We start from the raw sequence: 26,767 nt of genomic DNA on the forward strand, positions 1-26,767 counted from the left end.
CGGTTCAGCTCCCGTCCGGGCGGACCACCAGGGCGGCGGTGCGGAGCAGGATCTTGGCGTCCCCCCACAGGCTCCAGCCCTCGATGTAGCGGTTGTCGAAGCGGGCCCGGTCCTCGATCGAGGTGTCCCCGCGCAGGCCGTTGACCTGGGCCAGGCCGGTCAGGCCGACCGGGACGCGGTGCCGGTCGGCGTACTCGGGGTACGCCTGGCCGAACCGCAGGACGAAGTAGGGGCGTTCGGGGCGCGGGCCGACCAGGCTCATGTCGCCGCGCAGCACGTTCCACAGCTGCGGCAGCTCGTCCAGCGAGGTCTTGCGCAGGAACTTGCCGATCGGGCCCATCCGGTGGTCCTGCGAGATGTTCCAGCGGGTGGCCGACTCGTGCTCGTCGGAGGGGCGCAGGGTGCGGAACTTCAGGACGGTGAAGACCCGGCCGTCCAGGCCGGTGCGCTGCTGGCGGAAGAGCACGCCGGGGCCGGTGTCCCAGCGCACCGCGAGGGCGCAGGCAGCCAGCAGCGGGGAGACCAGCAGCAGGCCGAGGCCGGCCGAGGCGATGTCGAAGCCGCGCTTGACGACCCAGCCGCCGCGGCGCATCGCGGGGGCGCCCAGGCGCAGGCAGGGGAAGCCCCACAGGTGGTCGCCCGCGCCCTGGACCGAGTCGAACTCGCGCAGGCCGGGCACCAGCCAGACCTGGCAGCCGAGCCGGGCGGCGTGCCGCAGCGCGGCCAGCGTGTCGGCCTCGTCGGCGGCGCCGGCGGTGGCCAGCACGTGGTGGATCCGGTAGCGGCGCAGCACCCGGCCGAGCACCTCGCGGCCGCCGAGCACCGGCAGCGCGGCGCCGGGCGGCAGCAGCACCGGGTCGGGGTCGAGGTAGCCGACCGGGCGCAGGCCGTACTCGGGGCGGTCGGTGAGCACCGCGGCGATCTGCTGGCCGAGCTCGCCCGCGCCGAGGATCAGCACCGGGCTGGGGCGGCGGCGGCGGGCCCGGCGGGTGAGGTGGTGGACGAAGGCCCGGCCGAGGGCGGCGAACGGGAGCAGCAGGAGCAGCAGGACCAGCAGCCGCAGCGGGCTGACCGGGCCGAGGTCGGCCCAGCGGCCGGCCAGGCAGGCGTCGGCGGTGATGGCGAAGGCGGTGGCGACGGCCGCGCGGGCGGCCAGGGCGGGGAGCTCGTCGAGGGCGGAGAGGCTGAGCCGGGTGCGGTAGAGGCCGCCGGCCAGGTTGAGCGGGAGCAGGGCGGGCAGCAGCAGCGCGGCGGTGGCGACCGGTCGGGTGCCGGCGGGGGTGGTCGCGGCCGCGGCCAGGCCGACCGCCAGGGAGTCGGCGGCGGCCAGGGCCAGCGGCAGGGCGACCCGGGCGGACAGCCGGCCGCGGTGCCGGCCGACCCCGGCCGAGGTCCGGGGCGCGGCGGCCCGGGACTTCGGCCGGTTCTTCGTCCGGAGCCTCGGCCGGTCGAGCGTGCCGGGGCCGGGCACGGTGCCGGGCCCGGTGCCCGCCCGGCCGCCGGGGCGGCCGGGGCCCGTCAGCGTTCTGCCGGGCCGCGGCACGCTCTCGTGGTCAATGGTCATCAGCGCACGAACTCCCCTGCTGTGTACCCGCCGCGGCCGGGCAGTCGGACCGGACGCGCACCGGCTCGGCGCCTCGACCCGGTGGACGCGGTCCAGGTAAGCACCTGCTGCCGTGAAAGGCGGTCGGCCATTTCGCTACCGAAAATGGAGACGAAGCAGGCAAAATCAGACATTACCGAACGCCGACTGGCGCGCAGGAGGCTGACATGCCATTTCATTCCACCCGCCCAATAATCAGACATTCAGGAAAGAAGGCCGCACCTTGCGCGGGCGGGCGTTCACGGCCTGACAAACGATCAGAACCGCTGCGGGACACGGTCCGAGCGGCTCGCCGGGACCGCCCCACCTCGAACGATTGTCCGGTAGACCGCCGCCACCTGCTGAATCACTCCACGGATATCGTGATGATCTGCCACATATGACCGGGCCAGGACTCCGCGCCGTTCGCACTCGATCCGGTCGCCCAGGAATTCGAGCAGCCGTTCGGCCATCGCACCGGGATTCTCCGGCGGCACCACCGCCCGCTCCCGCTCCCCCGGCGGCAGGCACTCCCGGGCCCCCGGCACGTCGGTCAGCAGCACCGGCCGCCCGCAGGCCATCGCCTCCAGCGGCGCCAGCGCCATCCCCTCCCAGCGCGAGGGCAGCACCACCAGGTCGGCCGCCGCCAGCCACAGCCGCGGGTCCGCCACGTCGCCCACCATCCGCACCCGGGACGGGTCCGGCAGGCTGCGCACCTGCTCCGCCAGCGCCTCGGCGTCCGGGCCGCCGCCGACCAGCACCAGCCGGGCCGCCGGACGGGCCAGCTGCACCCGCGTCCAGGCGTCCAGCAGCACGTCCTGGCCCTTCTGCCGGCACAGCCGCCCCACGCACACCGCCAGCGGGTCCGCCCGGTCCAGGCCCAGGGTCATCCGGGCGGCCCGCCGGGACGCCCGGTCGGCCGGCGCGAAGTGCTCCAGGTCGACGCCGTTGGGCACCACCCGCCAGTCCGCGACCAGCCCGGCCGCCACCCCGTCCGCCCGCTCCTGCTCGCTGACGCACAGCACGGTGCGCGCCCAGCGGGTGGCGTGCCGCTCCCAGCGCAGGCTGGCCCCCGCCAGCGCGCCCTGCACCGCCGCGAACGACCAGGCGTGCGGCTGGAACACCGTCGCCGGGGTGCCGCGGGCCGCCAGCCGCCCGGCCAGCCCGGCCTTCGCGCTGTGCAGGTGCAGCACGTCCGGCGCGGCACGGCGGACGATCCGGCGCAGCCGCCAGGCCTCCCCCGCGGTGGACGGGCCGGGCGAGCGCTCGGCGGGCCAGTCCAGCACCCGGGCGCCGGCCGCGGCCGCCTCCCGGGCGAGCCGGCCGCCGGGCGGGCAGGCCACCAGCACCCGGCACCCCGCCGCGCGCTGCCCGCGCACCAGGTCCACCACCACCCGGGCCACCCCGCCGTCGACCGGCTGGGACACATGAAGGATCGTCATCTGCACGGCCCGGAGCCTAAGTTGGCGAAGACCGCCGACCGGGCCCGCTTCACCCGTCCCGGGGAAGCAGAACACCCGTACGGATGACGCGCCGCACGGGTGTCCGAATGCCGCGGGGGTTCCGCCCGGCTCAGCCGAGCTCGGCCGCCAGGTTCGCCAGCACCTGGTCGTGGATCCGGTTCAGGCCCTTGGGCGCGAAGGTCCGCTCGAAGAAGCCGCCGATCCCGGTGGCGCCCGTCCAGCTCGCCTCCACGGTGACCCGGCTGCCCTTCTCGCCGACCGCGGACACCGTCCAGGTGATCACCATCGAGGAGTTGGCGTCGGTCTCCACCAGCTTCTCCGGGCTCGGCGCCGACACCGTGAACAGGCAGTCCCGCACCCGCTTCTCGGTCGCCTGCAGCTTCCAGTGCACCTGCGTCCCGGCCCCCTCGCCGCCCGCCCGCACCTCGTACTCGCTGTACTGCGCGGGCAGCAGCTTCGGCCGGGTCACCGCGTAGTCCGCCAACGCCCCGTACACCCTGGCCGGGTCGGCCTGGTACGTCCGCTCGGTGGTGGCGTGCACCTTGCCCATCGCTTCACATCTCCTCGGTCGGCTGCTCGACGGTCGGCCCCACCCAATCACCGCCCCGACCGCCCGCCAAACCGGGGGCGCCCGGCCGCGTCGGACCGGCCGTCGAATGGAGGGTGGGGGAAGGAGCGGGGTGAGGGCCGAGTCCGGGCGGTGCCGACGAGGGAGCCGTGGCGGAGCCACGGCGACCGAGGAGAAGCCGTCCGGGCGAGAGCCATCGGCCCGCGACGCCGCCCTCCATTCGACGGCCGGTCTAAGGTGGGCGGATGCTCGATGAGGTGAAGGCGTTGCGGTATGTCGATCCGCTGCGGGCGGGGGGGTCGGTGCCCGGGGTGGTGGAGGCCGACGACCTGGGGACGTACGTGGTGAAGTTCACCGGGGCGGCGCAGGGCGTGAAGGCGCTGGTGGCCGAGGTGATCGTGGGGGAGCTGGGGCGGCGGTTGGGGTTGCGGGTGCCGCCGCTGGTGCTGGTGGACTTCGATCCGGCGGTGGCTTCGGACGAGCCGGACCAGGAGATCCAGGACCTGTTGCGGGCCAGCGCCGGGCGGAACCTGGGGATGGACCTGCTGCCGGGGGCGCGGGACTTCCGGCCGGGGATGGTCGAGGTGTCGCCGCAGGAGGCGGGCCGGGTGGTCTGGCTGGACGCGCTGACCGGGAACGTCGACCGCACCGTGCACAACCCCAACCTGATGGTGTGGCACGGGCGGCTGTGGCTGATCGACAACGGTGCGGGCCTGGTGTTCCACCACCGCTGGGCGTCCGCGGCGGCCTCGGTGCACAAGCGGTACGACCTGAGCGGCCACGCGCTGGGCGGCTACGGCCCCGACCTGGCCGCCGCGGACGCCGCGCTGGCCCCGCTGGTGACGCCGGAGCTGCTGGGCGAGGTGGCCGCGCTGGTGCCGGACGCGTGGCTGGCCGGCGAGCCGGGGTTCGACTCGCCGGCCGCGGTGCGGGAGGCGTACGTGGCGCACCTGGCCGCCCGGGTGGCGCACTCGGCGGCCTGGCTGCCGGAGGGCTTCGCCACGCCGGAGCAGATCCGGGCCGCCGAGGAGCGGGCCGCCGCCGCGCGGCTGGCGGCCCGTCCGGCCTGGTTGAAGCAGGTGCCGAACCGGGCCGGTCTGGCTCCGGTGGAGTCGGACTGGTCCCGGCACGTCGGCGGGGAGTGAGCTACTGGCGCACCGTCAGTTGCGCCACCCCTCGGCCGCCCTGGCGGCGGAGACCACGCCGGCGCCGTAGAAGCCGTTGTTCTGCTCGGTGCCCTCGCAGGTGGCCGTGTACAGGCCGGTGCCGCCCGGGTCGAAGACGCCGGCCGGGCAGGCGTGCGGGTCGGCCTGCTCCACCAGCAGGGTGCGCAGTTGGTCGGGGCCGGCCCACGGGTGGGTGGAGGCGAGCAGGGCGGCGACGCCGGCCGCGTGCGGGGCGGCCATCGAGGTGCCGGAGCTGTAGCCGTACTTGTTGCCGGGGAGGGTGGAGAGCACCGAGCCGCGGCCGTCGGGGGTGTCCGGCACCTGGTAGCGGCTGTCGCCGCCGGGGGCCGCGACGGTGACCTTGTCCAGGCCGTAGCTGGAGTAGTACGCCTTGTCGCCCTTGACGCCGACCGCGGAGACCGCGACCACGCCGGGCAGTTCGGCGGGCAGGTCGAGGCAGTTCTCGTTGATCGGCCGCTCGCCGGGGGTGGTGTCGTCGGGGCTGGAGGCGTCGACGGTCTTGTGCGCGAGGTCGATGTTCTCGTTGCCCGCGGCGGCGATGTTCAGCACCCCGTTGCGGCGGGAGTAGTCGACGGCCCGGCGGACGGCCTCGCTGACCGCGGCCTGGTCGGGGTCGTCGGCGCAGTTGAACATCCACGGGTCGACGTAGTAGCTGTTGTTGGTGACCTGGAAGTGGTGCTCGGCGGCCCAGACGAAGCCGCAGATCGCGTACTCGGGGTAGATGAACCCGCCGTCGTCGACCACCTTGACGGCGGCCAGCCGGACGCCGGGGGCGATGCCCTCGATGCCCTTGCCGTTCTTGGCGGCGGCGATGGTGCCGGCCACGTGGGTGCCGTGGCTGCTGGCGGTGGGCTGCCAGGACTGCCAGTCGGTGTCGGGGCTGCCGCTGAGGCAGGACGCGGAGAGCCGGGGGTCGACGTTGGCGGCGAGGTCCTCGTGGGCGGCGTCGACGCCGGAGTCGAGCACGCCGACCACCACGGACCGGCTGCCGAGGGTGGTGGCGTGCGCCCGGTCGACGCCGATCTGCCGCATGTCCCACTGGTTGGCCCAGAGCGGTTCGGCGCCGCCGGCGGCCGCGGCGGCGGGGGCGTCGACCTCCTCGGTGACGCCCTCGGCGCCGCCGGCCTGGATGCCCGCGGTGCGGCTGGCGCCGACCGAGTCGACGGTCCTCGACGTCCGGAGCCGCGCGGCGAAGCCGGGGTCGGCGGAGCGGGCGATCACCACGCCTATCTGCTGGTAGGAGGCGACCACGGTGCCGCCGGCCGCCTTGATCTCGCGCTCGGCCTTCTGGGTCTGCCCGTGGTTGGCCTTGGTGTTGACGACGTAGCTGAGCAGGGGTCCGTCGGTGGTCGCCGCCGCCGCGCCGGTGGCGGGCAGGGCCACTGCTCCGGCCGTGGTGAGGGCGAGGCAGGCCGCGGTGAGTGCGGAGCGGCGGATCCGGGGAACGCTCATAGGGGTTGACCCTCCCGAGTGTCGTCGGCGCGATCGCGGGTGATCGACGGCGTCCGAATGGCCGGGAGACTATTCAGCAGATATGACAGAAATCAAGAGGTAGTAAAGCAATCTCCTCAGAACGGGCGAGTGCCCGGTCCGCTGTCGGTCGGACCGGGCACTCGCGCTCGGGTGACGGCCCGTCAGCCGTCGGATCGGAGGGGTGACGGCCCGCCGGCCGTCGGGGTGGCGGCCCGTCAGCCGCCGAACAGGTCGCCGTAGGTGGCCATCGCCGTGGCGATGTCGGCCTGCGCCCAGAACCGGTGGTACGTGAAGGTCGGCGCGGCGCCGCCGTTCAGGTACGACTGGACCTTGGCGAACGACGGGTCGTTCTTGTAGAAGGACCGGATCGACAGGAAGGTCGAGCTGCCGTTGATCGGGTCGCCGTTGGGCATGGTGCCGGTCCAGCCGCTCGGCACCGAGAGCGGGTCGTTGAACCGGCTGTAGTCGGTGCGGGTCTCCGGGACGGAGATGCCCAGCGCGTCCTGGTTGTTGGTCCACATGCCGTCGAGCAGCTTCTGCGCCGCGGCCTTGGCCGCCGCGTTGCCGGACTTGGCCGCGTAGTACGACAGCAGCTTGGCGTAGGAGCCGGAGACGCCCACGTCGTTGGTGTAGTCGACGACGCTCACGTGCAGGCCGGTGTTGGCGCCCGGGGAGGCCGCGTTCCAGGTGTCCGGCTTGCCGCTCCAGGCCAGCGTGGACGGGAACTTGTAGCTGCCGTCGGCGTTGAAGGTGGTCTGGGACAGCGCCCAGGTCACCCACTTGTCCAGGATGGCCTTGGCCTTCGGGTCACCGCTGGAGTAGTAGTACTCGGCCATCCGCTCCAGGCCCCAGGCCTGGAAGCCGAACCACTGGTTGGACGGCGGGTCGTGGTAGACCGGCGCCTCGTCGTAGAACATCCCGTAGAAGGTCGGGGTGCCGGCCGGCGGGGTCCCGTAGTCGCCCTCCCAGCTGTTGGTCGCGCCGCCCGCGATCGCGCCCTCGCTGGACTGCAGCCACTGGGTGAACTCCACCTGGCGGCCCATCGAGGTGGTCCAGTCGGTCTTGCCGGTGGCCGACTTGGGGGCCATCGCCGGGTCGTTGACCAGCGCGTACGCGGCCATCGGGTTCTGGTAGCCGCCGTGCGCCGCGCTGTCGCCGATCCGCCAGGACCAGCCGGCCGAGGTGTCGGTGGCGCCGCCCCAGGCGTAGTACCAGGACAGCAGGTAGTGCTCGGAGCTCTTGCCGCTGCCGGGCGCGCAGGTGCTGGCGCCGACGCAGTTGCCGACCTGCTTGAAGTACTTGTCGAAGAACGAGTACCGCAGGTAGTCGCCCATCTTGCCGGCCTTGGCCACCGTGGTGGCGACCTGCGGGCCGTTGCCCTGCGCCTTGGCCCAGGTGTCGGCCCAGTACGCGGCCTGGATGGCGCGCGCGTCGGCGTCCGGCGCGTCGGTGTACTTCCACTGCTTGGCGTACGAGTTGTCCTTGACGAACAGGTCGAGGTACCCGTTCTTGCCGCCGTACTTGAAGTTGTCGCAGGTGGGCTGCGGGATGGTCTCCCACACCGACTCCTGCGCGCCGCGCTGGTAGGTGTTGATGAAGGACGGGCCGGTGTCGGACGGGCCGGCCTCGCACTTGCCGGGCGCGTTGCCGTAGCCGTAGACGTTGTCGACGTCCTGCAGCCAGTGCATGCCGTAGATGTCGTCGGTGCCGTACGCGCTCTTCAGCTCGCCGGCGATCGGGTCGTTGCCCGCGGTGACCGAGGTGTCCAGCGCGGCCGGGTAGTCGCTCGGCAGCGGGCGCTCGGGCGCGTAGGTGGCCGGCTTGGAGGCGTTGTAGAACGAGTTCGTCGGCTGGTCGGCGTGCCCCGGGATCATGTACGTCTCCATGAGCGTCCATGCCGCGTTGAACTTCGACCAGTCCTGGGTGACCCGCCCGTACTGGGCCTCCAGCCAGAGCAGGTACGAGTACGCCTCCGAGGTGGTCTCGTGCCCCTGGTCGGGGGCCTCGACCAGCAGGGTCTCCACCGAGTGGTAGGGGATGCCCTCGGGCGAGAAGTAGCCGTTCGCCGGGTCCTTGATCTTGTTGTAGAGCTGCAGGAACCGGTCGTTGTACACGCCCGAGGCGGCGGCCAGCTCGGTCACCGTGACCGCCGAGGAGGTGTACCCGGTGGCGGTGGAGGTGAAGGTGGCCGAGCCGGTGGAGGAGGCGTCGGCGGTGAGCGTGACGGTCTGCGCCGTCGACCAGTTGCTCGGGGTGAAGGTCAGCGTCGCGCCGGAGCTGATGGACAGTCCGGTGTTGCCCGAGCTCCGGGCGGTGGTGACGGTGACGTTGGCGCTGGGCTGGCTGCTGAGCTTGACCGCGAAGCTGCCGGTCTTGCCCTGGTTGACCGACAGGGTCAGCGGGGTGGCGCTGATCGCCGGGCCGGCCGCCACCGTGATGCCCGCCGGGGTCGACTCGCTGCTCGCGCCGAGGCTGTCGTACGCCTTGGCGTAGATCGAGTGGTTGCCGCTGGCCGCGCCCGTCCAGTTGAAGGTGTACGGGGCGCTGGTGGCGGTGCCGATCAGCGTGGTGTTGTCGTAGAACTCGACTTTGCTGATGCTCGCGCCGTCCGCCGCCGTGGCCGTCGCCGCGAGCGGGATGGCCGCGCCCGCCTGGTAGTTGGCGCCGGGGGCGGGACTGGTCAGGGCGGCGGTCGGGGCCGCGTGCGCGCCGGTGCAGCTGGTGCCGTTGACCGCGAAGGAGGTCGGCGCGGTGTTGGTGCCGCTGTACGAGAAGTTGGCGCCCGCGCTGGCCGAGCCGCCCGCCGCGATGGTGCCCGCCCAGGCGGGGGCGGCGACGGTGACGTTCTTGCCGGACTGGCTCCAGGTGCCGTTCCAGCCGGAGCCGGAGAGGGTCTGGTTGCCGGTGTAGGCGTAGGTGAGCGTCCAGCCGTTGATCGCGGCGGTGCCCTTGTTGTTGATCGCCACGTTGGCGGTGAAGCCGCTGCCCCAGTCGTTCGTCGTGTAGTCGACGGAGCACTGGAGGACGGCGGCGGAGGCCGGGACGGCGACCGCGGTCGACAGGCCGGCGGCGAGCAGCGTGAGGGCGGCAGTGAGCGCCGAGACCCTGGTGCGGGGTGGAGACATGACGGCTCCTCGGTGGGGGTGGGTGGGGGAGTCCGGGGGCGGTCGTGCGCGGGCGGATCCGGGGGCGGTGCCGGGAAGCCTTCCGCGGAGGTCCGAGCCTTCCGCGGGGTCTTCCCCGTGGGGTCTTCCGGGGTGGATCCGCCGGGGTCGTTCTGTGGGAGCGCTCCCAAATATCGGGAGGGGCATGCGCACTGTCAAGGGATCGCGCACCGCCGGACCGTGTTGGCAACTGGCCTACCCCTGGCTATGGTTCGGGGCGGGCCTGTGGGAGCGCGCCCACTTTTCCCTCCTCCAAGGAGTCGGACATGACCGTCCGCACCACCACCACGGCGCTGGTCGCGGCACTGGCCGCGACCGCTGCGGCCACCCTCGCGCTCACCGGCGCCGGCCCCGCGGCCGCCGCCGGCCTCCAGTGCTCCGTCGACTACACGACGAACGACTGGGGCAGCGGCTTCACCGCGAACGTGAAACTTACCAACGCCGGCACCACCCCGATCGACAACTGGAGCCTCGGCTACGCCTACACCGGCAACCAGACCCTCTCCGGCTCCGGCTGGAACGGCACCTGGAGCCAGTCCGGCAAGAACGTCACCGTCGCCGCCCCCGCCTGGGCGGCCACCCTCGCGGCGGGCGGCTCGGTCAGCGCGGGCGCCAACTTCTCCTACAGCGGGACGAACGCGGCCCCGACCTCGTTCACCGTCAACGGCGTTGCCTGCAACGGGGCTTCGAACCCGTCCCCGTCGCCGTCCGCCTCCGCGTCCCCCTCTCCCTCGGCCTCGCCCTCGCCGTCCGCCTCGGCGTCCGCGTCCCCGTCCTCCTCGGCCTCTCCGTCGCCGTCCGGGAGCACCGGCACCGGCACCGGCAAGGCCCCGGCGCTGCACGTCTCCGGCAACAAGCTGGTGGACGCCAACGGGGCGCAGGTGGTGCTGCGCGGCGTGAACCGCTCCGGCATGGAGTTCATGTGCGTCCAGGGCTACGGGTTCTCCGACGGCCCGGTGGACGCCGCCTCGATCGCCGCGATCAAGGGCTGGAAGGCCAACGCCGTCCGCGTCCCGGTCAACGAGGACTGCTGGAACGGCTACGCCAACGTCAAGCCGGAGTACGCGGGCGAGAACTACCGCACCGCGGTGAAGAACTTCGTCTACGCGCTGCGGGACGCCGGGCTCACCCCGATCATCGACCTGCACTGGACCCAGGGCCTCTACACCGGCAACTCCTCGGGCTGCTCGGACGTCAACTCGACCTGCCAGAAGCCGATGCCGGGCGCCGGCGCGGCGACCTTCTGGTCCTCGGTGGCCACCACCTTCAAGAACGACCCCTCGGTGGTCTTCGACCTGCTCAACGAGCCCTACGCGGACCGCGCCGTCTCCGGCATCGACCAGGCGTGGAACTGCTGGCGGGACGGCGGCAGCGCCTGCCCCGGCATCAGCTACCCGGTCAGCGGCATGCAGACGCTGGTGAACTCCGTCCGCACCGCCGGTGCGAACAACGTCATCCTGCTCGGCGGCCTGGCCTACTCCAACGACCTCGGCCAGTGGCTGGCCCACAAGCCGACCGACCCGGCGGGCAACCTGGCCGCGTCCTGGCACGTGTACAACTTCAACACCTGCTCCAGCCAGTCCTGCTGGAACTCGACCGTGGCGCCGCTGGCCGCCCAGGTCCCGGTGGTGGTCGGCGAGATCGGTGAGAACGACTGCGCCCACTCCTTCATCGACCAGGTGATGTCCTGGGCCGACGCCGCCAAGGTCTCCTACCTCGGCTGGACCTGGAACACCTGGGACTGCGGCCAGGGCCCGTCGCTGATCTCCGACTTCGACGGCACCCCGACCGCGTTCGGCCTGGGCCTGAAGAACCACCTGGCCGCCGTCAACTGACGGACCGTCCGGTCCTGCCCCTCCGATCCGCCCGGCCGGCGACTCCCGGTCAGCCCGCCGGGCGGATCTCCACCCCCGCGGCGGCGAGCCGCTCCAGGGCGGGGTGGTCGGGGGCCGCGTCGGTGATCAGGCCGGTGACGCGGTCCCAGGGCAGGACGCGGAACGGGGAGGCGGCGCCGATCTTCTCGGCCGAGGCGAGGATCCAGGTCTCGGCCGCCCGGCCGGCCAGGGCGCGCTTCATCGCCGCCTCGTCGGCGTCGCCGGTGGTGAGCCCGGCCTCGGGGTGAACGCCGGTGACGCCAAGCAGGCAGAGGTCGGCGGAGACGTTCTGGGCGGCTTCGACGGCGGCGGCGCCGCAGGCCACCGCGGAGTGCTTGAACACCCGGCCGCCGAGCAGGAACAGTTCGGCCCGGGGGTGTTCGAGCAGCGCCGCCACCACCGTCGGGCTGTGCGTGATCACGGTGCAGTCGAGGTCGGCCGGGAGCAGCCCGGCGACGGCGAGCGCGGTGGTGCCGCCGTCCAGGATCAGCGTGCTGCCGGGCCGGATCAGCTCGACGGCCGCGGCGGCGACCTTCCGCTTGCCGCCGGGCGTCACCGACTGCCGCTCGGCGTAGCCCGCCATCGCCGGGGAGGCGGGCAGCGCTCCGCCGTAGACCCGCTGGCAGAGCCCTTCGGCGGCGAGGTCGCGCAGGTCGCGGCGGACGCTGTCCTCGGAGATGCCGAGTGCGGCGGCGACGTCCTTGGCCACCACCTTGCCCTCGGTCGCCAGCAGTTCGAGCAGGTGGTCGCGCCGTTCCGCAGCCAGCATTCTCATTCTCTCCTGTTCTTTCACGTTCTTGCATGTATCGTAGCGCCCCATGACCACACCGACAGCATCACCCCGCACCGACTCCGGCTCCCCCATGCTCGTCCTGATCGCCGGACCGTACCGCTCCGGCACCGGCGGCGACCCGGCCGCGATGGCCGCCAACCTGGCCCGGCTGGAGGCCGCCGCCTGGCCGGTGTTCGCCGCCGGGCACCTGCCGGTGATCGGCGAGTGGATCGCGCTCCCCGTCCTGCGCTCGGCCGGCGCGGGCCCGACCGACCCGCTGGCCGACCGGGTGCTGTACCCGACCGCGGACCGGCTGCTCGTCCACTGCCACGCGGTGCTCCGCCTGCCCGGCGACTCCGCGGGCGCGGACCAGGACGTCGCCACCGCACGCCGCCGCGGCCTGCCGGTCTACCACGACGTCTCCGAACTCCCGCACCGCGCGGGCCGGGAGGAGGCGTGAGCGGCCGCCCGGGAATCGACCTCCCCGACCACCGCGGCCGCACCGGCCTGGACCGGGCCGGGCGCGGGCTGCGCGGCAACCCGGACGTGCGGGTGCGCGAGGTGGAGCTCACCTCGCAGGGCTGGCACGTGCTGCGCCGCACCACCTTCGACTACCGCGGCCGCGACGGCCGGTGGACCACCCAGCAGCGCGAGACCTACGACCGCGGCAACGGCGCGACGGTGCTGCCGTACGACGTCGCGCGCGGCACCGTCCTGCTGACCCGCCAGTTCCGGTACCCGGCGTACGTCAACGGGCACCCGGACGGGATGCTGGTCGAGGCGGCGGCCGGGCTGCTCGACGCGGACGACCCGGTCACCGCGGTGCGCCGCGAGAGCCTGGAGGAACTGGGCGTGGAACTCGGCCCGTTGACGCACGTGCTGGACGCGTACATGAGCCCGGGCTCGGTCACCGAGCGGCTGCACTGCTACGCGGCGCCCTACCGCCCGGCCGACCGGACCGGGCGCGGCGGCGGGCTGGCGGAGGACGGCGAGGACATCGAGGTGCTCGAACTGCCCTTCGCCGAGGCGCTGGCGATGACCCGGGACGGCCGGATCGCCGACGGCAAGACCGTCCTGCTGCTGCAGTGGGCCGCGCTGGACGGCCCGTTCGCCCCGGGCGCGGCGGCCGGCCGGTAGGCGGGGTCCTGGGAGGGCCGCCGCCGACCGGGCCGCCGTCGGCCGGGGCCCGCCCGGAAACGTGCAGGAACGTGCAGCGGGGGGTCAGAGCCGGGTGGGGCCGCCGTACCGGGCGAAGAACTCCTCGGCGAACATGGCGAACAGCGCCACGTCCCGGTGCTCGCCCGCGACGAAGAAGTGCCGGCCCAGTCGGCCCTCCTCGACGAAGCCGAGCCGCCGCTGGAGCGCCAGCGAGGGCTCGTTGTGGGCGAACACCCGGGCGGTGGCCTTGTGGTGGCGGCGCTCCTCGAACTGGTGCCGCAGCACCAGCCGGACGGCCTCGGCCGCGTAGCCCCGCCGGCGGTGCTCGGCGCCGACGGTGATGCCGTACTCGAACAGCCCGCTGCGGTTGTCCGCCCGGTGCACGCCGACCGAGCCGACCGCGGCGCCGTCCGCGCGCGACTCGACCACCAGCTGGTAGGTGTCGGCGGTCGGGTCGGCGGCGGCCTTCTCCCTGGCCAGCGCCGCCCACCCCTCGGCGGAGCGCGGCGGGTCGAGCGCGTCCCCGAGGCGCTCCTCCTGCTCGGAGAGCCGGGCCAGCAGCGGTCCGTCCCCCGGTTCGACCGCGCGCAGCCTGACCCGTTCACCCGTCCAGTAGCTCGTCATCCGGTCTTCGTACCACGCCCGGAGCGCCGCCCCCGGACCGGCCCCGTCCGGGGGGTTCCCGTCCCGCCGGCCCGGGCGGCCGGAAAGCGGGCTGTGACGCGGCGGCCCGCGAACCGCGTCTGAAGGGTGACAGGGCACGGAACCTCGGGGAGCAGTGATCGTGGCATCGACGGCAGGGCGCGGCACGGACGCGGAGTACACGGACTACACGGAGTTCGCGGCCGCCCGGTCCGGACACCTCTTCCGCGCGGCCTGCCTGCTGACCGGCGGGGACACCCACCTCGCGGAGGACCTGGTGCAGGAGACGCTGAGCCGGATGTACACGGTGTGGCGGCGGCCGGGCCGGTTCTTCGGCGGCCGGGCGATCGAGAACCCGGCCGGGTACGCGCAGGGGGTGCTGTACCGGCAGTTCGTCAGCCACCACCGGCGGCGCAGCGCCGGGGAGCGGCCGATCGCCGAAGTCCCGGACCTGCCGGGCCCGGAGGGCGACGGCGCGCTGCGGGTCGCCCTGCTGACCGCGCTGGCCGAACTGGCACCGCGGGACCGGGCGGTGCTGGTGCTGCGCTACTGGGAGGACGTCAGCGTGGAGGAGAGCGCGGAGATCCTGCGCTGCAGCGCGGGCGCGGTCCGCACCCGCTCCGCCCGGGCGCTGGCCCGGCTGCGCGCGCTGCTCGGCGACAGCCTCCAGGACCTCTCCGTCCGCTGACGCCCGCCTCCGGCCTCCCGCGGCGCTCCTCGCGGCACTCCCACGGAACTTCCCCACGGAACTCCTCACAGAGACGGTGATCACGCATGTCCGAGCAGTCCGAGCACGACTTCGAGGACCGGCTGGCGCAGGTCCTGCGCCGGACCGGCGACGGCTTCCGCCCCGACGGGCCGCACCTGGTGGCGGCGGGCGCGGCCCGGGGCCGCCGCCGGCAGCGCCGGCAGCTGGCGCTGGTGGCGGGCGCCGCCGCGGCGGTGGTGGCGGCGGGCGGTCTGACGGCCGTGCTGCTGCCGCCGGGCGGCGGGGCGGCGGCCGGTCCGGCGGCGGGGCGTTCGGGCGGGCCGTCCGGGGCCGCGGCGGACGGGCCGTCCCTGGTGTCGGCGCTGGCCGAGCGGCTGCCCGCGGGGGTGCGGGTCCTGCGGTCGGCGGGCGACTGGTCCGGGGTGGCCGGGCTCCGGGTGGCGGGCGAGTCGGCGGAGCTGACTCTGGACGACGGGCACGGGGCCGGCCTGGTGACGGTGCTGGTGTCCGACGTGCGGGGCCGGCAGGTGAAGAGCGGCTGCCCGCTGTCGAACTCCTCGAACGAAGTGTGCGAGGTGCGGCCGGGCCCGGACGGCGGCTCGCTGACGGTCGGGGCGATGGACCCGGACCCCGGGCCGCGGGGCACCGGCACGGCCGCCTTCACCGGCCCGGACGGGCTGCGGGTGGTGCTGTCCGCGTACTCCTTCGCCGACCAGGAGCACCAGGACCGGACCAGGCCGACCCCGGTGCTGACGCCCGATCAGCTCGCGGCGCTGGCGGCCGACCCGGTCTGGGCCTCGTTCCGGTCCGGACTCTCCCCCGACGACCCGTCCGCCGGGGCCACCCTCGGACCGGACGGGTCGCCGGTGCGGCTGCGCGAGCTGCTGCCGCCCGGGCTGCGGACGGCGAGCGACTCGGAGTGGGCGGGCGGCCAGCGGCTGACCGCCGCGCAGGACGGGCACGAGCTGGTGCTGACGGTCCGCGCGCAGCGGGCCGACCGGGCGGCCCGGGACTGGTTCGCGGCGGTGCCGGCCGGGGCGGACGGCGTCCGGGTGCGCGCCACGACGGCCCGGGAGGTGCCGGGCTCGCAGGGGGCGACCGAGTCGGCGGTGGACGTGCTGCGCCCGGACGGCGTCCGGGTCCGGGTGACGGCGGTGAACCCGGCGGGCGCGGGGTCGCCGGACGCCGGGAAGCCGCCGCTGCTGTCCGCGGAGCAGCTGCGCGGGATCGCGCTCGACCCCCGCTGGGCGGCCCCGGACGCCCGGTAGGCCGGCGGGCGGCGGTGCTCAGTAGCGGTAGCGGACGGCTTCGACGACCTGCTCGGGGGTGCGGTCGGCGAAGCGGGCGATCTCGGCCTCGCGGACGTCGATGACGGCCTGCCAGAGCTGTTCGCCCATGGCGGTCCGCAGCACCTGCGACTTGCGCAGCGCGTCGACGGCCCGGCCGAGCGTGTCGGGGAGGCGTTCGGCCGCGCCGTCGGGGTCGCCGGTGGTCTCGGCGGGCAGCCGCAGGGCGCCGCCGAGGCCGGCCAGTCCGGCGGCCAGCACGCCGCCGACGGCGAGGTAGGGGTTGGCGGCGGCGTCGAAGCACTTGATCTCGGCGTTGGCCTGGTCGGGGGCGGAGCCGGTGATCAGGCGGAGCGCGGCCTCCCGGTTCTCCAGGCCCCAGCAGCGGTGCGGCCCGGACCAGTGGCCGGGGACCAGGCGCAGGTAGCTGGCCACGGACGGGGCGCCGAGGGCGAGCAGCGCGGGCAGTTCGGCGAGCACGCCGGCCAGGAACGCCTCGGCCTCCCGGGTCAGCCCGTGCGGGCCGGTGCCGCCGTGGCCGAGGTTGTGGCCGTCGCGCCACAGGCTGAGGTGCAGGTGGCCGCCGTTGCCGACGCCGTCGGGGGCGGTGACGGGGGCGAAGCTGGCGCGCAGGCCGTGCCGGAGTGAGACGGCCTGCACGGTGTGCCGGACCAGCAGGGCGGTGTCGGCGGCCTCGACCGGGCCCTCGGGGGCGACCGAGAGCTCGTACTGGCCCTCGGTGTACTCGGGGTGCAGCTGGAGGACGGTAAGCCGCTGTTCGCGCAGCGCGCGCAGCAGGTCGCGCAGGTAGTCGCTGTTGCCGATCAGGCGGCGCATGCCGTAGGCGGGGCCGGGTTCGCCGCCGTCGACGATCCACTCGACCTCGATGCCGGCCTTGACGGCGAGGCCGTGCTCGGCGAGCGCGTCGGCGGTGCGGCGGGCGAACTGCCGCTGGCAGCCGGGGTGCGGTTCGCCCTGCTGGGTCCACCGGTCGCCGGGGGCCCAGGCCCAGCCGGGCTGGGCGGCGAGGCGGCGCAGCCCGGCGAGGTCGGGGACCAGGCGCAGGTCGCCGACGGGGCTGCCGGAGGGGGCGAGCGAGTCGTCGACCAGGAAGGCGTCGAAGCAGGGGGCGGCGCCGACGCCCCACCGGGCGGCGGACTCCAGGGCGCGGACGGGTACGGTCTTGACCCGGGTGACGCCGGCGTTGTCGACCCAGCTGACGATCACGCCGTCGACGCCCTGGGCCTCGATCCGGGTGGCGGCCGTCCGGGCCTCGGCGGCGCGGTCGGCGCGCGGCTCTGCGGTGCTCATGGACCCATCCTGACCAGGGGTTTCGGGCGGTCCGGGGGAGCGCGCCGGGGGGTCACCCGTCCGTGGCCGCACGCATGTGACGCAGGTCACATCGGATGATGAAATTTCCGGGGAGCAGTTCCCCGTTTAGACATCTGTCCGCAACGAAACGGGGAGAGGATCCCCACTACCGTCCGCCGCTCGAAGGGAGCGCACCATGACCGTCGTCACCGCCGCTCCCGTCCGCCGGGCGGACGCGGCCCGCAACCGGGCCCGGATCGTCGCCGCGGCCCGGGAGGCCTTCGTCGAGCACGGGGCGCTGGCCTCGCTGGACGAGATCGCCCGCCGGGCCGGCGTCGGCAACGCCACGCTGTACCGGAACTTCGCCGACCGCCAGGCCCTGATCCACCAGGTGTCGATCGCCGTGATGGAACGGATCGTGGCGCACGCGCACGCGGCCACCGCGGAGGAGCCCGACTCCTTCGCCGCGTTCAGCCGCTTCGTGCACGCCGCGGCCGAGGAGCGGATCGGCGCGCTCTGCCCCCTGCTGTCCGACACGATCGACCTGAACGAACCCGAACTCACCGCGGCCCGCGCCGAGATGAAGCAGGTCACCGAGGACCTGATCGCGCGCGCCCAGGCCGACGGCCTGCTCCGCACCGACGTCGGCGCCGGCGACATCGTCGTCGCCATGGCCCAGCTCACCCGACCGCTCCCCGGCTTCGGCTGCCTCGACCTGGACCCGCACGTCCGGCGTCACCTGCAGTTGCTGCTGGACGGCCTGCGGGCACCCGCACCGTCCACGCTGCCCGGCCGTGCCGCGACCCTGGAGGACCTCACGCCCCGCGTCTGACCCCTCGGCCCCGCCCGGGCGCGGGCCGACCGGCTTCGAACGCCCCCCGACTCTCCGCAGGAACCGCCCCCGACGGCGGACCCGACCCTGCTCTCCTCCGTACGCTCTCGCACACACAAGTGGGTACCTCCATGTCTGACACCCTCCAGCCGGACCCGCGCCGGTGGAAGGCGCTCGTCTTCATCGCCCTCGCCCAACTGATGGTCGTCCTCGACGCGACCGTGGTGAACATCGCGCTCCCGCACGCCAAGGAAGACCTCGGCTTCGCCGACAGCACCACCCAGTGGGTGATCACCGCTTACGCGCTGGCCTTCGGCAGCCTGCTGCTGTTCGGCGGCCGGGTCGCCGACCTGTGGGGCCGCCGCCGGACCTTCATGGTCGGCCTGGTCGGCTTCGCCGCGGCCTCCGCGATCGGCGGCGCCGCCGTCAACACCACCATGCTGCTCGGCGCCCGCGCCCTGCAGGGCGTGTTCGGCGCGCTGCTCGCGCCCGCCGCGCTGTCGCTGCTCGCCGTGATGTTCACCGACGGCAAGGAGCGCGCCAAGGCGTTCGGCATCTACGGCGCCGTCGCCGGCGGTGGCGGTGCGATCGGCCTGATCCTGGGCGGCGCCCTCACCGAGTACCTGAACTGGCGCTGGACCTTCTACGTCAACATCCCGTTCGCCGTGGTCGCCATCCTCGGCGCGGTCATGGTCATCCGCGAGCCCGCCGTCGGCCTGAACCGCAACCGCCTCGACATCCCGGGCGTGCTGCTGGTCACCACCGGCCTGGTCTCCCTGGTGTACGGCTTCACCCGGGCCGAGCAGGAGGGCTGGGGCGACAGCAGCACCATCGGCCTGTTCGTGGCCGCCGCCGTGCTGCTCGCCGCCTTCGTGGTGGTCGAGAGCCGGGTCAAGGCCCCGCTGCTGCCGCTGCGCGTGATCACCGACCGCAACCGCGGCGGCGTCTACCTCTCGCTCGGCATGGCCGTGATCGGCATGTTCGGCCTGTTCCTCTTCCTGACCCTCTACATGCAGGGCGTGCTGGGCTACAAGCCGCTGGTCAACGGCTTCGCCTTCCTCCCGATGGTGGCCGGCATGATCACCGGCTCCACCCAGATCGGCGCCCGCCTGATGACCCGGGTCCCGGCCCGCTACCTGATGGCGCCCGGCTTCCTGGTCGCCTCGCTCGGCCTGCTGATCCTCACCCAGATCGACGTCGGCACCTCGTACTGGCAGATCCTGCCCGGCCTGGTCCTGATGGGCCTCGGCATGGGCACCGCGTTCATGCCCGCGATGAGCCTGGCCACCTACGGCGTGCAGCCGCGGGACGCCGGTGTCGCCTCCGCGATGGTCAACACCTCCCAGCAGGTCGGCGGCGCGATCGGCACCGCCCTGCTGAGCACCGTCGCCCACAGCGCCGGCACCTCCTGGGCCAAGACCCACGCGGCCGCCGCCACCGACCCGAAGCTGTTCCAGCTCCAGGCCCAGGTGCACTCCTACTCGGTCGCCATCTGGTGGGCCTTCGGCATCCTGGTCCTGGCCGGCATCACCGCCTTCACCCTGGTCAACGCCGGCAAGCCCGAGCACCACACCGAGGGCGCCCCCGCCGAGGACGCCGTCCCGGTCATGGCGCACTGACGCCCCGCCACCCCGCACGCACCGAACGGCCCGCCCGGAGCACTCCGGGCGGGCCGTTCGGCGTCCCGGCGGCTGGACTCCCCGAGTTCCTCGCTCCCGCGGGTGGGGGGCGGTCACGGCGCGACGGCAGGGAGCCCGACCGCGCCGCGTCCCGGATCCGACTCTTCCTACCCGCCGGTAGCTGGGCTACAGTGTCGGCACGCGCCAGCGCCGGGCTTCGGGAGCCGCACCGGTGGGTCGCGTTTCTCCCTGTGTGCGCGTCGGCGTCGCTTCATGATCTGGTCGGAGCGCCTGAGCACCACGGCACTGCCCATGGACGGAACTGGAGCGGACCAGTCCGTATCGCGGGTGCCGCTGTTCTTCTTCCGTTCCCGTTTCTCCCGTGCCGTCGGCACACCCTCCCCCGTCACACCCTCCGTCCGGGGTCGCGCTGTCGCGGCCGGACGGTGGCGGGGGCCGCGGCACGGGCCCATGACTAAGGAGTCCGGACAATGGAGCGTCCCTTCCCCACTGTTGCCGTGGTCGGCCTGGGCACCATGGGTGCCGGGGTGGCCGTGGCCCTCGCGCGCAGCGGGCGTCGGGTGATCGGCGTGGAGGCCGGTCCGACGCAGGCCCTGCGGGCGCTGGGCCGGATCGAGGCGTCCACCGCGCGGGCGGTGGAGCGCGAGCGGCTGTCGGCCGACGAGCGGGCGGCGCTGCTGGCGCTGATCGAGGTCGGTGACGACCTGAACGCCGCGGCCCGCGCCGACCTGGTGGTCGAGGAGGTCCCGGAGGACCTGGAGCTCAAGCGGTCGCTGTTCGCCGAGCTGGACCGGATCTGCCCGCCGGAGACGGTGCTGGCGACCGGCACCACGGCGCTGAGCGTGACCCGGATCGCGGCGGCCACCGCCCGTCCGGAGCGGGTGCTGGGCGTGCACTTCTTCAACCCGGTGCACAGCATGCGCCTGGTGGAGGTGGTCCGCACCGTGCTGACTTCGGCTCAGGCCGCCGAGCAGGTGGCCGAGTTGGCCCGGAGCCTGGACAAGGAGCCGGTGGCGGCGGGCGACCGGGCCGGGTTCATCGCCAACGGCCTGCTGTTCGCGTACCTGAACCAGGCGGCGGCGATGTTCGAGTCCCGGTACGCGACCCGGGAGGACATCGACGCGGCGATGCGGCTGGGCTGCGGCCTGCCGATGGGCCCGCTGGCGCTGCTGGACCTGATCGGCGTGGACACCGCCCGCACCGTGCTGGAGGCGATGTACGCGCAGTCCAAGGACCGGCTGCACGCGCCGGCGCCGATCCTGGGCCAGCTGGTCGCGGCGGGCCTGCTGGGCCGCAAGTCGGGCCGGGGCTTCTACACCTACGAGGCGCCGGGCTCCTCGAAGGCGGTCCCGGAGCAGCAGGCGGACGCGGGGCCGCGGGCGGCCGGGCGCGAGGTGCGCAGCATCGGCGTGTGCGGCAGCGGGACGATGGCGACCGGCATCGTGGAGGTGTTCGCCAAGGCGGGCTTCCCGGTGCTGCTGGCGGCCCGCAGCCAGGAGAAGGCGGAGCGGGCGAAGGCGCAGCTGGCGAAGTCGCTGGAGCGTTCGGTGGCCAGGGGCCGGCTGTCCGGGGCGGACCGGGACGCGGCGCTGGCGCTGGTCACCCCGACCGGCTCGTACCGGGACCTGGCGGACGCCGACCTGGTGGTGGAGGCGGTGGCGGAGGACCTGGCGGTCAAGCGGGAGCTGTTCGCCGCGCTGGACGCGATCGCCAAGCCGGGCGCGGTGCTGGCCACCACCACCTCCTCGCTGCCGGTGATCTCCTGCGCGACGGCCACCTCGCGGCCGCGCGACGTGGTCGGGATGCACTTCTTCAACCCGGCGCCCGCCATGAAGCTGGTCGAGGTGGTCTCCACGGTGCTGACCGCCGAGGACGTCACGGCGACCGTGCTGGAGCTGTGCGCGAAGGTGCGCAAGCACCCGGTGGAGTGCGGCGACCGGGCCGGGTTCATCGTGAACGCGCTGCTGTTCCCGTACCTGAACGACGCGGTGCGGATGCTGCAGGAGCACTACGCGACGGTGGACGACATCGACACCGCGATGAAGCTGGGCTGCGGCTACCCGATGGGCCCGTTCGAGCTGCTGGACGTGGTGGGGCTGGACGTGTCGCTGACCATCGAGCAGGTGCTGCACCAGGAGTTCCGGGAGCCGGGCCTGGCGGCGGCGCCGCTGCTGGAGCACCTGGTGGCGGCGGGCTGCCTGGGGCGCAAGACGGGGCGTGGTTTCCGCGACCACGCACGGCGATGACCGGCCGCCCGGTACCCGCCCCGCAGGGCCGTCCGTCGTCCGCCGGGGGCGTCAACCCGCTTGCGGCGAAGCCTCCTTGGGGTACCGGCGCGGTCTCCTCGCGGTGGCCCCGGCCCGCCGTGGCGCCGCCGGTGGCGCCGGTGCGCCGGGGCAGGCCGGCCGGGGCCGCACCGGGTGCGTGTAGCGTTCCGAACATGGATCGCCAGACCTCGTCTCCCCAGCAGCAGCCGCCGGCCGCCGGGCCCGATCAGTCGCGTTCGGGGGCGGAGTCCGGACCGGGCAGCCGCCGGGCCGCCGCCCAGCGGCTGCAGATGCGCCAGGACCTCACCGCCGCGGCGATGGAGCTGTTCGCCACCCAGGGGTACGAGGAGACGACGGTCGACCAGATCGCGGCCGCGGCCGGGGTCGCCCGGCGGACCTTCTTCCGGTACTTCCGGTCGAAGGAGGAGGCGATCTTCCCGGACCACGACGACACCCTGGTGCGGGTGGCGGACCTGCTGGCCAGCGCCGACGCCGAGGAGCACCCGCTGGACGTGGTGTGCCGGGGCATCAAGGAGGTGCTGCGGATGTACGCCTCCACGCCGGAGATGTCGGTGGCCCGCTACCAGCTGATCCGGCAGGTCCCGGCGCTGCGCGAGCGCGAGATCGCGGTGGTCTCCCGCTACGAGCGGCTGTTCACCCGCTACCTGCTGGGCCGGTTCGACGCGGCCGAGCAGACCCCGCCGGGCTGGCAGCGCGGCGGGGACGACGACTCGATGCTGGCCGAGGTGTCGGCGGCGGCGGTGGTCGCGGCGCACAACCACGTGCTGCGGCGCTGGCTGCGGGCCGGCGGCCACGGCGACGTGGAGGCGCAGCTGGACCACTCCTTCGGGGTGATCCGGGGGACGTTCTGGCCGACCCCGCCGAGCGGGGCGCGCCGCCGCGGCACCACGCTGGCACCCGGTGCCATTGGTGACGGAGTGCCACGGGAGGAGCCTGCGGCGGTGAGCGCACTGAGTGCCAGTCCGAGTGGTGAGGTACTGATCACAGTCGCCCGGACGGACGCGCCGCTGGAGCTGGTGGTGGATTCCATCAGAGCCGCCCTGGCGAGCGGAAATCCGGTGTAATCCAGGCCGTTTCCGCAGATCACAGGCAGATTCGAAGGCCCGCTCCCGGTTTCGGGAGCGGGCCTTCGGCGTCTTCGGGGCCGGCCCGGCACGGCGTGTCCTGGCTCACGTCATGACTTGGCACCGCGTGTCTTTACGAGTGGCACAGGGTGCCACTACCTTGTTCCCCACCGGCTGCGGCGCCGCGGCTCCCCACCTCGGCGCGCCGTCCGCCGGCGCCCCCTACCGAGGGGGCGAGACCAGCAGCACCCACGCGACACCACCCACTCCGTCGCACCGCAGTACCCACCCTCAGACCCTCAGCGAAGCCGGTGTCCGCTCCCGGCTCCCCCAGACGCCCTGTGTCCCTCGCACAGGTACGCCTTCGGAGGCAGCCATGCAGGAAATTCTCGACGCGATCCTCAGCGGCAACGCCACGTCCGCGGACTACGCCGCCCTGGCGCTGCCCGACTCCTACCGGGCCGTGACGCTCCACAAGGACGAGGAGCAGATGTTCGCGGGCCTGGCCAGCCGCGACAAGGACCCGCGCAAGTCGCTCCACCTGGACGACGTGCCACTGCCCGAACTCGGCCCGGGCGAGGCCCTGGTGGCCGTGATGGCCAGCTCGGTCAACTACAACACCGTGTGGAGCTCGATCTTCGAGCCGGTCTCCACCTTCGGCTTCCTGGAGCGCTACGGCCGCCTGTCGCCGCTGACGAACCGTCACGACCTGCCGTACCACGTCCTCGGCTCCGACCTGGCGGGCGTGGTGCTGCGCACCGGTGCCGGGGTCAACGCCTGGAAGCCCGGCGACGAGGTCGTCGCGCACTGCCTGTCGGTCGAGCTGGAGTCCCCGGACGGCCACAACGACACGATGATGGACCCGGAGCAGCGGATCTGGGGCTTCGAGACCAACTTCGGCGGCCTGGCCCAGATCGCCCTGGTCAAGACCAACCAGCTGCTGCCCAAGCCCAAGCACCTGACCTGGGAGGAGGCCGCCTCCCCGGGCCTGGTCAACTCCACCGCCTACCGGCAGCTGGTCTCGCGCAACGGCGCCGGCATGAAGCAGGGCGACAACGTGCTGATCTGGGGCGCCAGCGGCGGCCTCGGCTCGTACGCCACCCAGTACGCGCTGGCCGGCGGCGCCACCCCGATCTGCGTGGTCTCCAGCCCGCAGAAGGCCGACATCTGCCGGGCGATGGGCGCCGAGGCGATCATCGACCGCTCGGCCGAGGGCTACCGGTTCTGGAAGGACGAGAACAACCAGGACCCGCGCGAGTGGAAGCGCCTGGGCGCGAAGATCCGCGAGTTCACCGGCGGCGAGGACGTGGACATCGTCTTCGAGCACCCGGGCCGGGAGACCTTCGGCGCCTCGGTCTACGTCACCCGCAAGGGCGGCACCATCGTCACCTGCGCCTCCACCTCCGGCTACATGCACCAGTACGACAACCGCTACCTGTGGATGTCGCTCAAGCGGATCGTCGGCTCGCACTTCGCCAACTACCGCGAGGCGTTCGAGGCCAACCGGCTGGTCGCCAAGGGCAAGATCCACCCGACGCTGTCGAAGGTCTACTCGCTGGAGGAGACCGGCCAGGCGGCGCTGGACGTGCACCACAACAAGCACCAGGGCAAGGTCGGCGTGCTCTGCCTGGCCCCGCAGGAGGGCCTGGGCGTGCGCGACCACGAGCTGCGGGCGCAGCACCTCACCAAGATCAACGCCTTCCGGGACATCTGATGGCCGCTCAGGAACGTGACCGACCCTGGCTGATGCGCACCTACGCCGGGCACTCCACCGCGAGCGACTCCAACGCGCTGTACCGGCGCAACCTCGCCAAGGGGCAGACCGGCCTGTCGGTGGCCTTCGACCTGCCGACCCAGACCGGCTACGACTCCGACCACGTCCTCGCCCGCGGCGAGGTCGGCCGGGTCGGCGTGCCGGTCGGGCACCTGGGCGACATGCGGACCCTGTTCGACGGGATCCCGCTGGAGCGCACCAACACCTCGATGACGATCAACGCCACCGCGATGTGGCTGCTGGCGCTCTACCAGGTGGTCGCCGAGGAGCAGGGCGCGGACGTCGCCGGGCTCACCGGCACCACCCAGAACGACATCGTCAAGGAGTACCTGTCGCGCGGGACGCACGTCTTCCCGCCCGGCCCCTCGGTGCGGCTGATCACCGACATGATCGCCTACACGGTGGCGCACATCCCGAAGTGGAACCCGATCAACATCTGCAGCTACCACCTGCAGGAGGCCGGGGCGACGCCCGTCCAGGAGATCGCCTACTCGATGTGCACCGCGATCGCCGTGCTGGACGCCGTCCGCGACTCCGGGCAGGTCCCGGCGGAGCGGATGGGCGAGGTGGTCGGCCGGATCTCCTTCTTCGTGAACGCGGGCGTCCGCTTCGTCGAGGAGATGTGCAAGATGCGGGCCTTCAACCGGCTCTGGGAGAAGGTCACCCGGGAGCGCTACGGCATCGAGGACGCCAAGCAGCGCCGGTTCCGCTACGGCGTGCAGGTCAACTCGCTGGGCCTGACCGAGGCGCAGCCGGAGAACAACGTCCAGCGGATCGTGCTGGAGATGCTGGCCGTCACGCTCTCCAAGGACGCCCGCGCCCGCGCCGTCCAACTCCCGGCCTGGAACGAGGCGTTGGGCCTGCCGCGGCCGTGGGACCAGCAGTGGTCGCTGCGGATCCAGCAGGTGCTGGCGTACGAGTCGGACCTGCTGGAGTACGGCGACCTGTTCGACGGCTCGCACGTGGTCGAGGCGAAGACCGCCGAGCTGCTGGCCGGCGCCGAGGCGGAGATCGCCAAGGTGCTGGAGATGGGCGGGGTGATCCCGGCCGTCGAGTCCGGCTACCTGAAGTCCAACCTGGTCGCCTCGCACGCCGAGCGGCGGGCCCGGATCGAGGCCGGCCAGGACAAGATCATCGGCGTCAACTGCTTCGACAGCACCGAGGACAGCCCGCTCACCGCGGACCTGGACACCGCCATCATGGTGGTCGACCCGGCCTCCGAGCGCTCGGTGCTGGCCAACCTGGACGCCTGGCGCGGCAGCCGCGACGAGGCCGCCGTGCAGGGCGCGCTGGCCCGCCTGAAGGAGGTGGCCGCCACCGACGAGAACCTGATGGACGCCACCCTGGCCTGCGCCCGGGCCGGCGCCACCACCGGCGAGTGGTCGTTCGCGCTGCGCGAGGTGTTCGGCGAGTACCGGGCCCCCACCGGCGTGGGCGGCGCCCCGGTCGCGGTCGCGGCCGAGCCGGGCGGCGAACTCGCCGCCGTGCGCGAGGCGGTGGCGGCCACCGCCGCCGAGCTCGGCACCGGCAAGCTGCGCCTGCTGGTCGGCAAGCCCGGCCTGGACGGTCACTCCAACGGCGCCGAGCAGATCGCCGTCCGGGCCCGCGACGCCGGGTTCGAGGTGGTCTACCAGGGCATCCGGCTGACGCCCGAGCAGATCGTCTCGGCGGCCGTCGCCGAGGACGTGCACTGCGTGGGCCTGTCCATCCTCTCCGGGGCGCACCCGGAGCTTGTGCCCGACGTCATACAGCGGTTGGGCCGGGCCGGGGTGGAGGATGTGCCGGTGATCGTGGGCGGCATCATCCCGGCAGCCGACGCGGAGGTCCTGCGGGCCGCCGGGGTGGCCGCCGTGTTCACGCCCAAGGACTTCGGCATCACCACCATCATCGGCCGGATCGTGGACGAGATCCGGCTGGCCAACAGGCTCCAGCCGTGGGCCGCGGCCACCGCCGCGACCAGCTGACCCGGAAGGAACACCC

20 protein-coding genes are annotated in these 26,767 nt (G+C 73.7%); 12 read left to right on the forward strand and 8 right to left on the reverse strand.

The window, feature by feature from the left end; genetic code table 11:
• Window positions 1-4: 4 nt before the first annotated feature.
• The 3 genes from EDD39_RS32260 to EDD39_RS32270 all read right to left on the reverse strand — a co-directional run bounded on the left by EDD39_RS32260 (window position 5) and on the right by EDD39_RS32270 (window position 3,595).
• Window positions 5-1,564 carry a sugar transferase gene (locus tag EDD39_RS32260; RefSeq protein ID WP_123562800.1) on the reverse strand — a complete coding sequence of 520 codons (1,560 nt, stop codon included), beginning with the start codon at window positions 1,562-1,564 and terminating at the stop codon, window positions 5-7.
• 296 nt (window positions 1,565-1,860) lie between these two features.
• Window positions 1,861-3,024, reverse strand: a complete 1,164-nt coding sequence (locus tag EDD39_RS32265; RefSeq protein ID WP_123562802.1) for a glycosyltransferase — start codon at window positions 3,022-3,024, stop codon at window positions 1,861-1,863.
• Window positions 3,025-3,154: 130 nt separating this feature from the next.
• A complete protein-coding gene (locus EDD39_RS32270; RefSeq protein WP_030459347.1) occupies window positions 3,155-3,595 on the reverse strand; it encodes an SRPBCC family protein in 441 nt (146 codons plus the stop codon).
• A 263-nt stretch (window positions 3,596-3,858) separates the two neighbouring features.
• On the opposite strand from EDD39_RS32270, the gene EDD39_RS32275 reads away from it, so the two are divergent.
• The gene (locus tag EDD39_RS32275; protein WP_123562804.1) at window positions 3,859-4,758 is read left to right on the forward strand and encodes a HipA family kinase; all 900 of its coding nucleotides are present in this window, start codon (window positions 3,859-3,861) and stop codon (window positions 4,756-4,758) included.
• Between the two features lie 15 nt (window positions 4,759-4,773).
• Here the strand turns inward: EDD39_RS32275 and EDD39_RS32280 are convergent, their stop codons facing one another.
• Window positions 4,774-6,252, reverse strand: coding sequence for a S8 family peptidase (locus tag EDD39_RS32280; RefSeq protein ID WP_123562806.1), 1,479 nt, complete (start codon window positions 6,250-6,252; stop codon window positions 4,774-4,776).
• A gap of 236 nt (window positions 6,253-6,488) precedes the next feature.
• Entirely contained in the window at window positions 6,489-9,398 is a 2,910-nt protein-coding gene (locus tag EDD39_RS32285) for a glycoside hydrolase family 48 protein (RefSeq protein ID WP_123562808.1), read from the reverse strand.
• A 305-nt stretch (window positions 9,399-9,703) separates the two neighbouring features.
• On the opposite strand from EDD39_RS32285, the gene EDD39_RS32290 reads away from it, so the two are divergent.
• Complete coding sequence (locus EDD39_RS32290; protein WP_123562810.1) at window positions 9,704-11,272, forward strand: cellulase family glycosylhydrolase; 1,569 nt, start codon at window positions 9,704-9,706, stop codon at window positions 11,270-11,272.
• A 49-nt stretch (window positions 11,273-11,321) separates the two neighbouring features.
• Here EDD39_RS32290 and EDD39_RS32295 read toward each other — a convergent pair whose 3' ends face one another.
• Window positions 11,322-12,080 carry a DeoR/GlpR family DNA-binding transcription regulator gene (locus EDD39_RS32295; protein ID WP_030911129.1) on the reverse strand — a complete coding sequence of 253 codons (759 nt, stop codon included), beginning with the start codon at window positions 12,078-12,080 and terminating at the stop codon, window positions 11,322-11,324.
• Window positions 12,081-12,174: 94 nt separating this feature from the next.
• Here EDD39_RS32295 and EDD39_RS32300 point away from each other — a divergent pair, with 94 nt between their 5' ends.
• A complete protein-coding gene (locus tag EDD39_RS32300; protein ID WP_123562812.1) occupies window positions 12,175-12,543 on the forward strand; it encodes a DUF4406 domain-containing protein in 369 nt (122 codons plus the stop codon).
• On the forward strand, window positions 12,540-13,220 hold the full coding sequence (locus tag EDD39_RS32305) for an NUDIX domain-containing protein (protein ID WP_123562814.1): 681 nt from the start codon (window positions 12,540-12,542) through the stop codon (window positions 13,218-13,220). The genes EDD39_RS32300 and EDD39_RS32305 overlap by 4 nt, the downstream gene beginning before the upstream one ends.
• A gap of 84 nt (window positions 13,221-13,304) precedes the next feature.
• Here the strand turns inward: EDD39_RS32305 and EDD39_RS32310 are convergent, their stop codons facing one another.
• On the reverse strand, window positions 13,305-13,865 hold the full coding sequence (locus EDD39_RS32310; RefSeq protein WP_123562817.1) for a GNAT family N-acetyltransferase: 561 nt from the start codon (window positions 13,863-13,865) through the stop codon (window positions 13,305-13,307).
• Window positions 13,866-14,025: 160 nt separating this feature from the next.
• On the opposite strand from EDD39_RS32310, the gene EDD39_RS32315 reads away from it, so the two are divergent.
• Together EDD39_RS32315 and EDD39_RS32320 are read left to right on the forward strand one after the other, a co-directional pair.
• Window positions 14,026-14,571, forward strand: a complete 546-nt coding sequence (locus EDD39_RS32315; protein WP_123563471.1) for a SigE family RNA polymerase sigma factor — start codon at window positions 14,026-14,028, stop codon at window positions 14,569-14,571.
• 86 nt (window positions 14,572-14,657) lie between these two features.
• Complete coding sequence (locus EDD39_RS32320) at window positions 14,658-15,860, forward strand: hypothetical protein (RefSeq protein ID WP_123562819.1); 1,203 nt, start codon at window positions 14,658-14,660, stop codon at window positions 15,858-15,860.
• Between the two features lie 18 nt (window positions 15,861-15,878).
• Here the strand turns inward: EDD39_RS32320 and EDD39_RS32325 are convergent, their stop codons facing one another.
• Window positions 15,879-17,189, reverse strand: coding sequence for a type I glutamate--ammonia ligase (locus tag EDD39_RS32325; protein WP_123562820.1), 1,311 nt, complete (start codon window positions 17,187-17,189; stop codon window positions 15,879-15,881).
• A 196-nt stretch (window positions 17,190-17,385) separates the two neighbouring features.
• Between EDD39_RS32325 and EDD39_RS32330 the strand changes: the two genes are divergently transcribed.
• The 6 genes from EDD39_RS32330 to EDD39_RS32355 all read left to right on the forward strand — a co-directional run bounded on the left by EDD39_RS32330 (window position 17,386) and on the right by EDD39_RS32355 (window position 26,751).
• Entirely contained in the window at window positions 17,386-18,021 is a 636-nt protein-coding gene (locus EDD39_RS32330; RefSeq protein WP_030459335.1) for a TetR/AcrR family transcriptional regulator, read from the forward strand.
• A 131-nt stretch (window positions 18,022-18,152) separates the two neighbouring features.
• Window positions 18,153-19,640, forward strand: a complete 1,488-nt coding sequence (locus tag EDD39_RS32335) for an MFS transporter (RefSeq protein WP_123562822.1) — start codon at window positions 18,153-18,155, stop codon at window positions 19,638-19,640.
• 491 nt (window positions 19,641-20,131) lie between these two features.
• Window positions 20,132-21,907: a 3-hydroxyacyl-CoA dehydrogenase family protein gene (locus EDD39_RS32340; protein WP_123562825.1), complete on the forward strand. Its 1,776-nt coding sequence runs from the start codon at window positions 20,132-20,134 to the stop codon at window positions 21,905-21,907.
• A 194-nt stretch (window positions 21,908-22,101) separates the two neighbouring features.
• Window positions 22,102-23,013: a TetR family transcriptional regulator gene (locus EDD39_RS32345; RefSeq protein WP_123562827.1), complete on the forward strand. Its 912-nt coding sequence runs from the start codon at window positions 22,102-22,104 to the stop codon at window positions 23,011-23,013.
• 376 nt (window positions 23,014-23,389) lie between these two features.
• Complete coding sequence (gene ccrA / locus EDD39_RS32350; protein WP_123562829.1) at window positions 23,390-24,727, forward strand: crotonyl-CoA carboxylase/reductase; 1,338 nt, start codon at window positions 23,390-23,392, stop codon at window positions 24,725-24,727.
• Window positions 24,727-26,751 carry a protein meaA gene (locus tag EDD39_RS32355; protein ID WP_123562832.1) on the forward strand — a complete coding sequence of 675 codons (2,025 nt, stop codon included), beginning with the start codon at window positions 24,727-24,729 and terminating at the stop codon, window positions 26,749-26,751. The genes ccrA and EDD39_RS32355 overlap by 1 nt, the downstream gene beginning before the upstream one ends.
• Window positions 26,752-26,767 lie beyond the last annotated feature (16 nt).

The organism is Kitasatospora cineracea (assembly GCF_003751605.1).
In the GTDB taxonomy this organism is placed as follows: Bacteria; Actinomycetota; Actinomycetes; order Streptomycetales; family Streptomycetaceae; genus Kitasatospora; species Kitasatospora cineracea.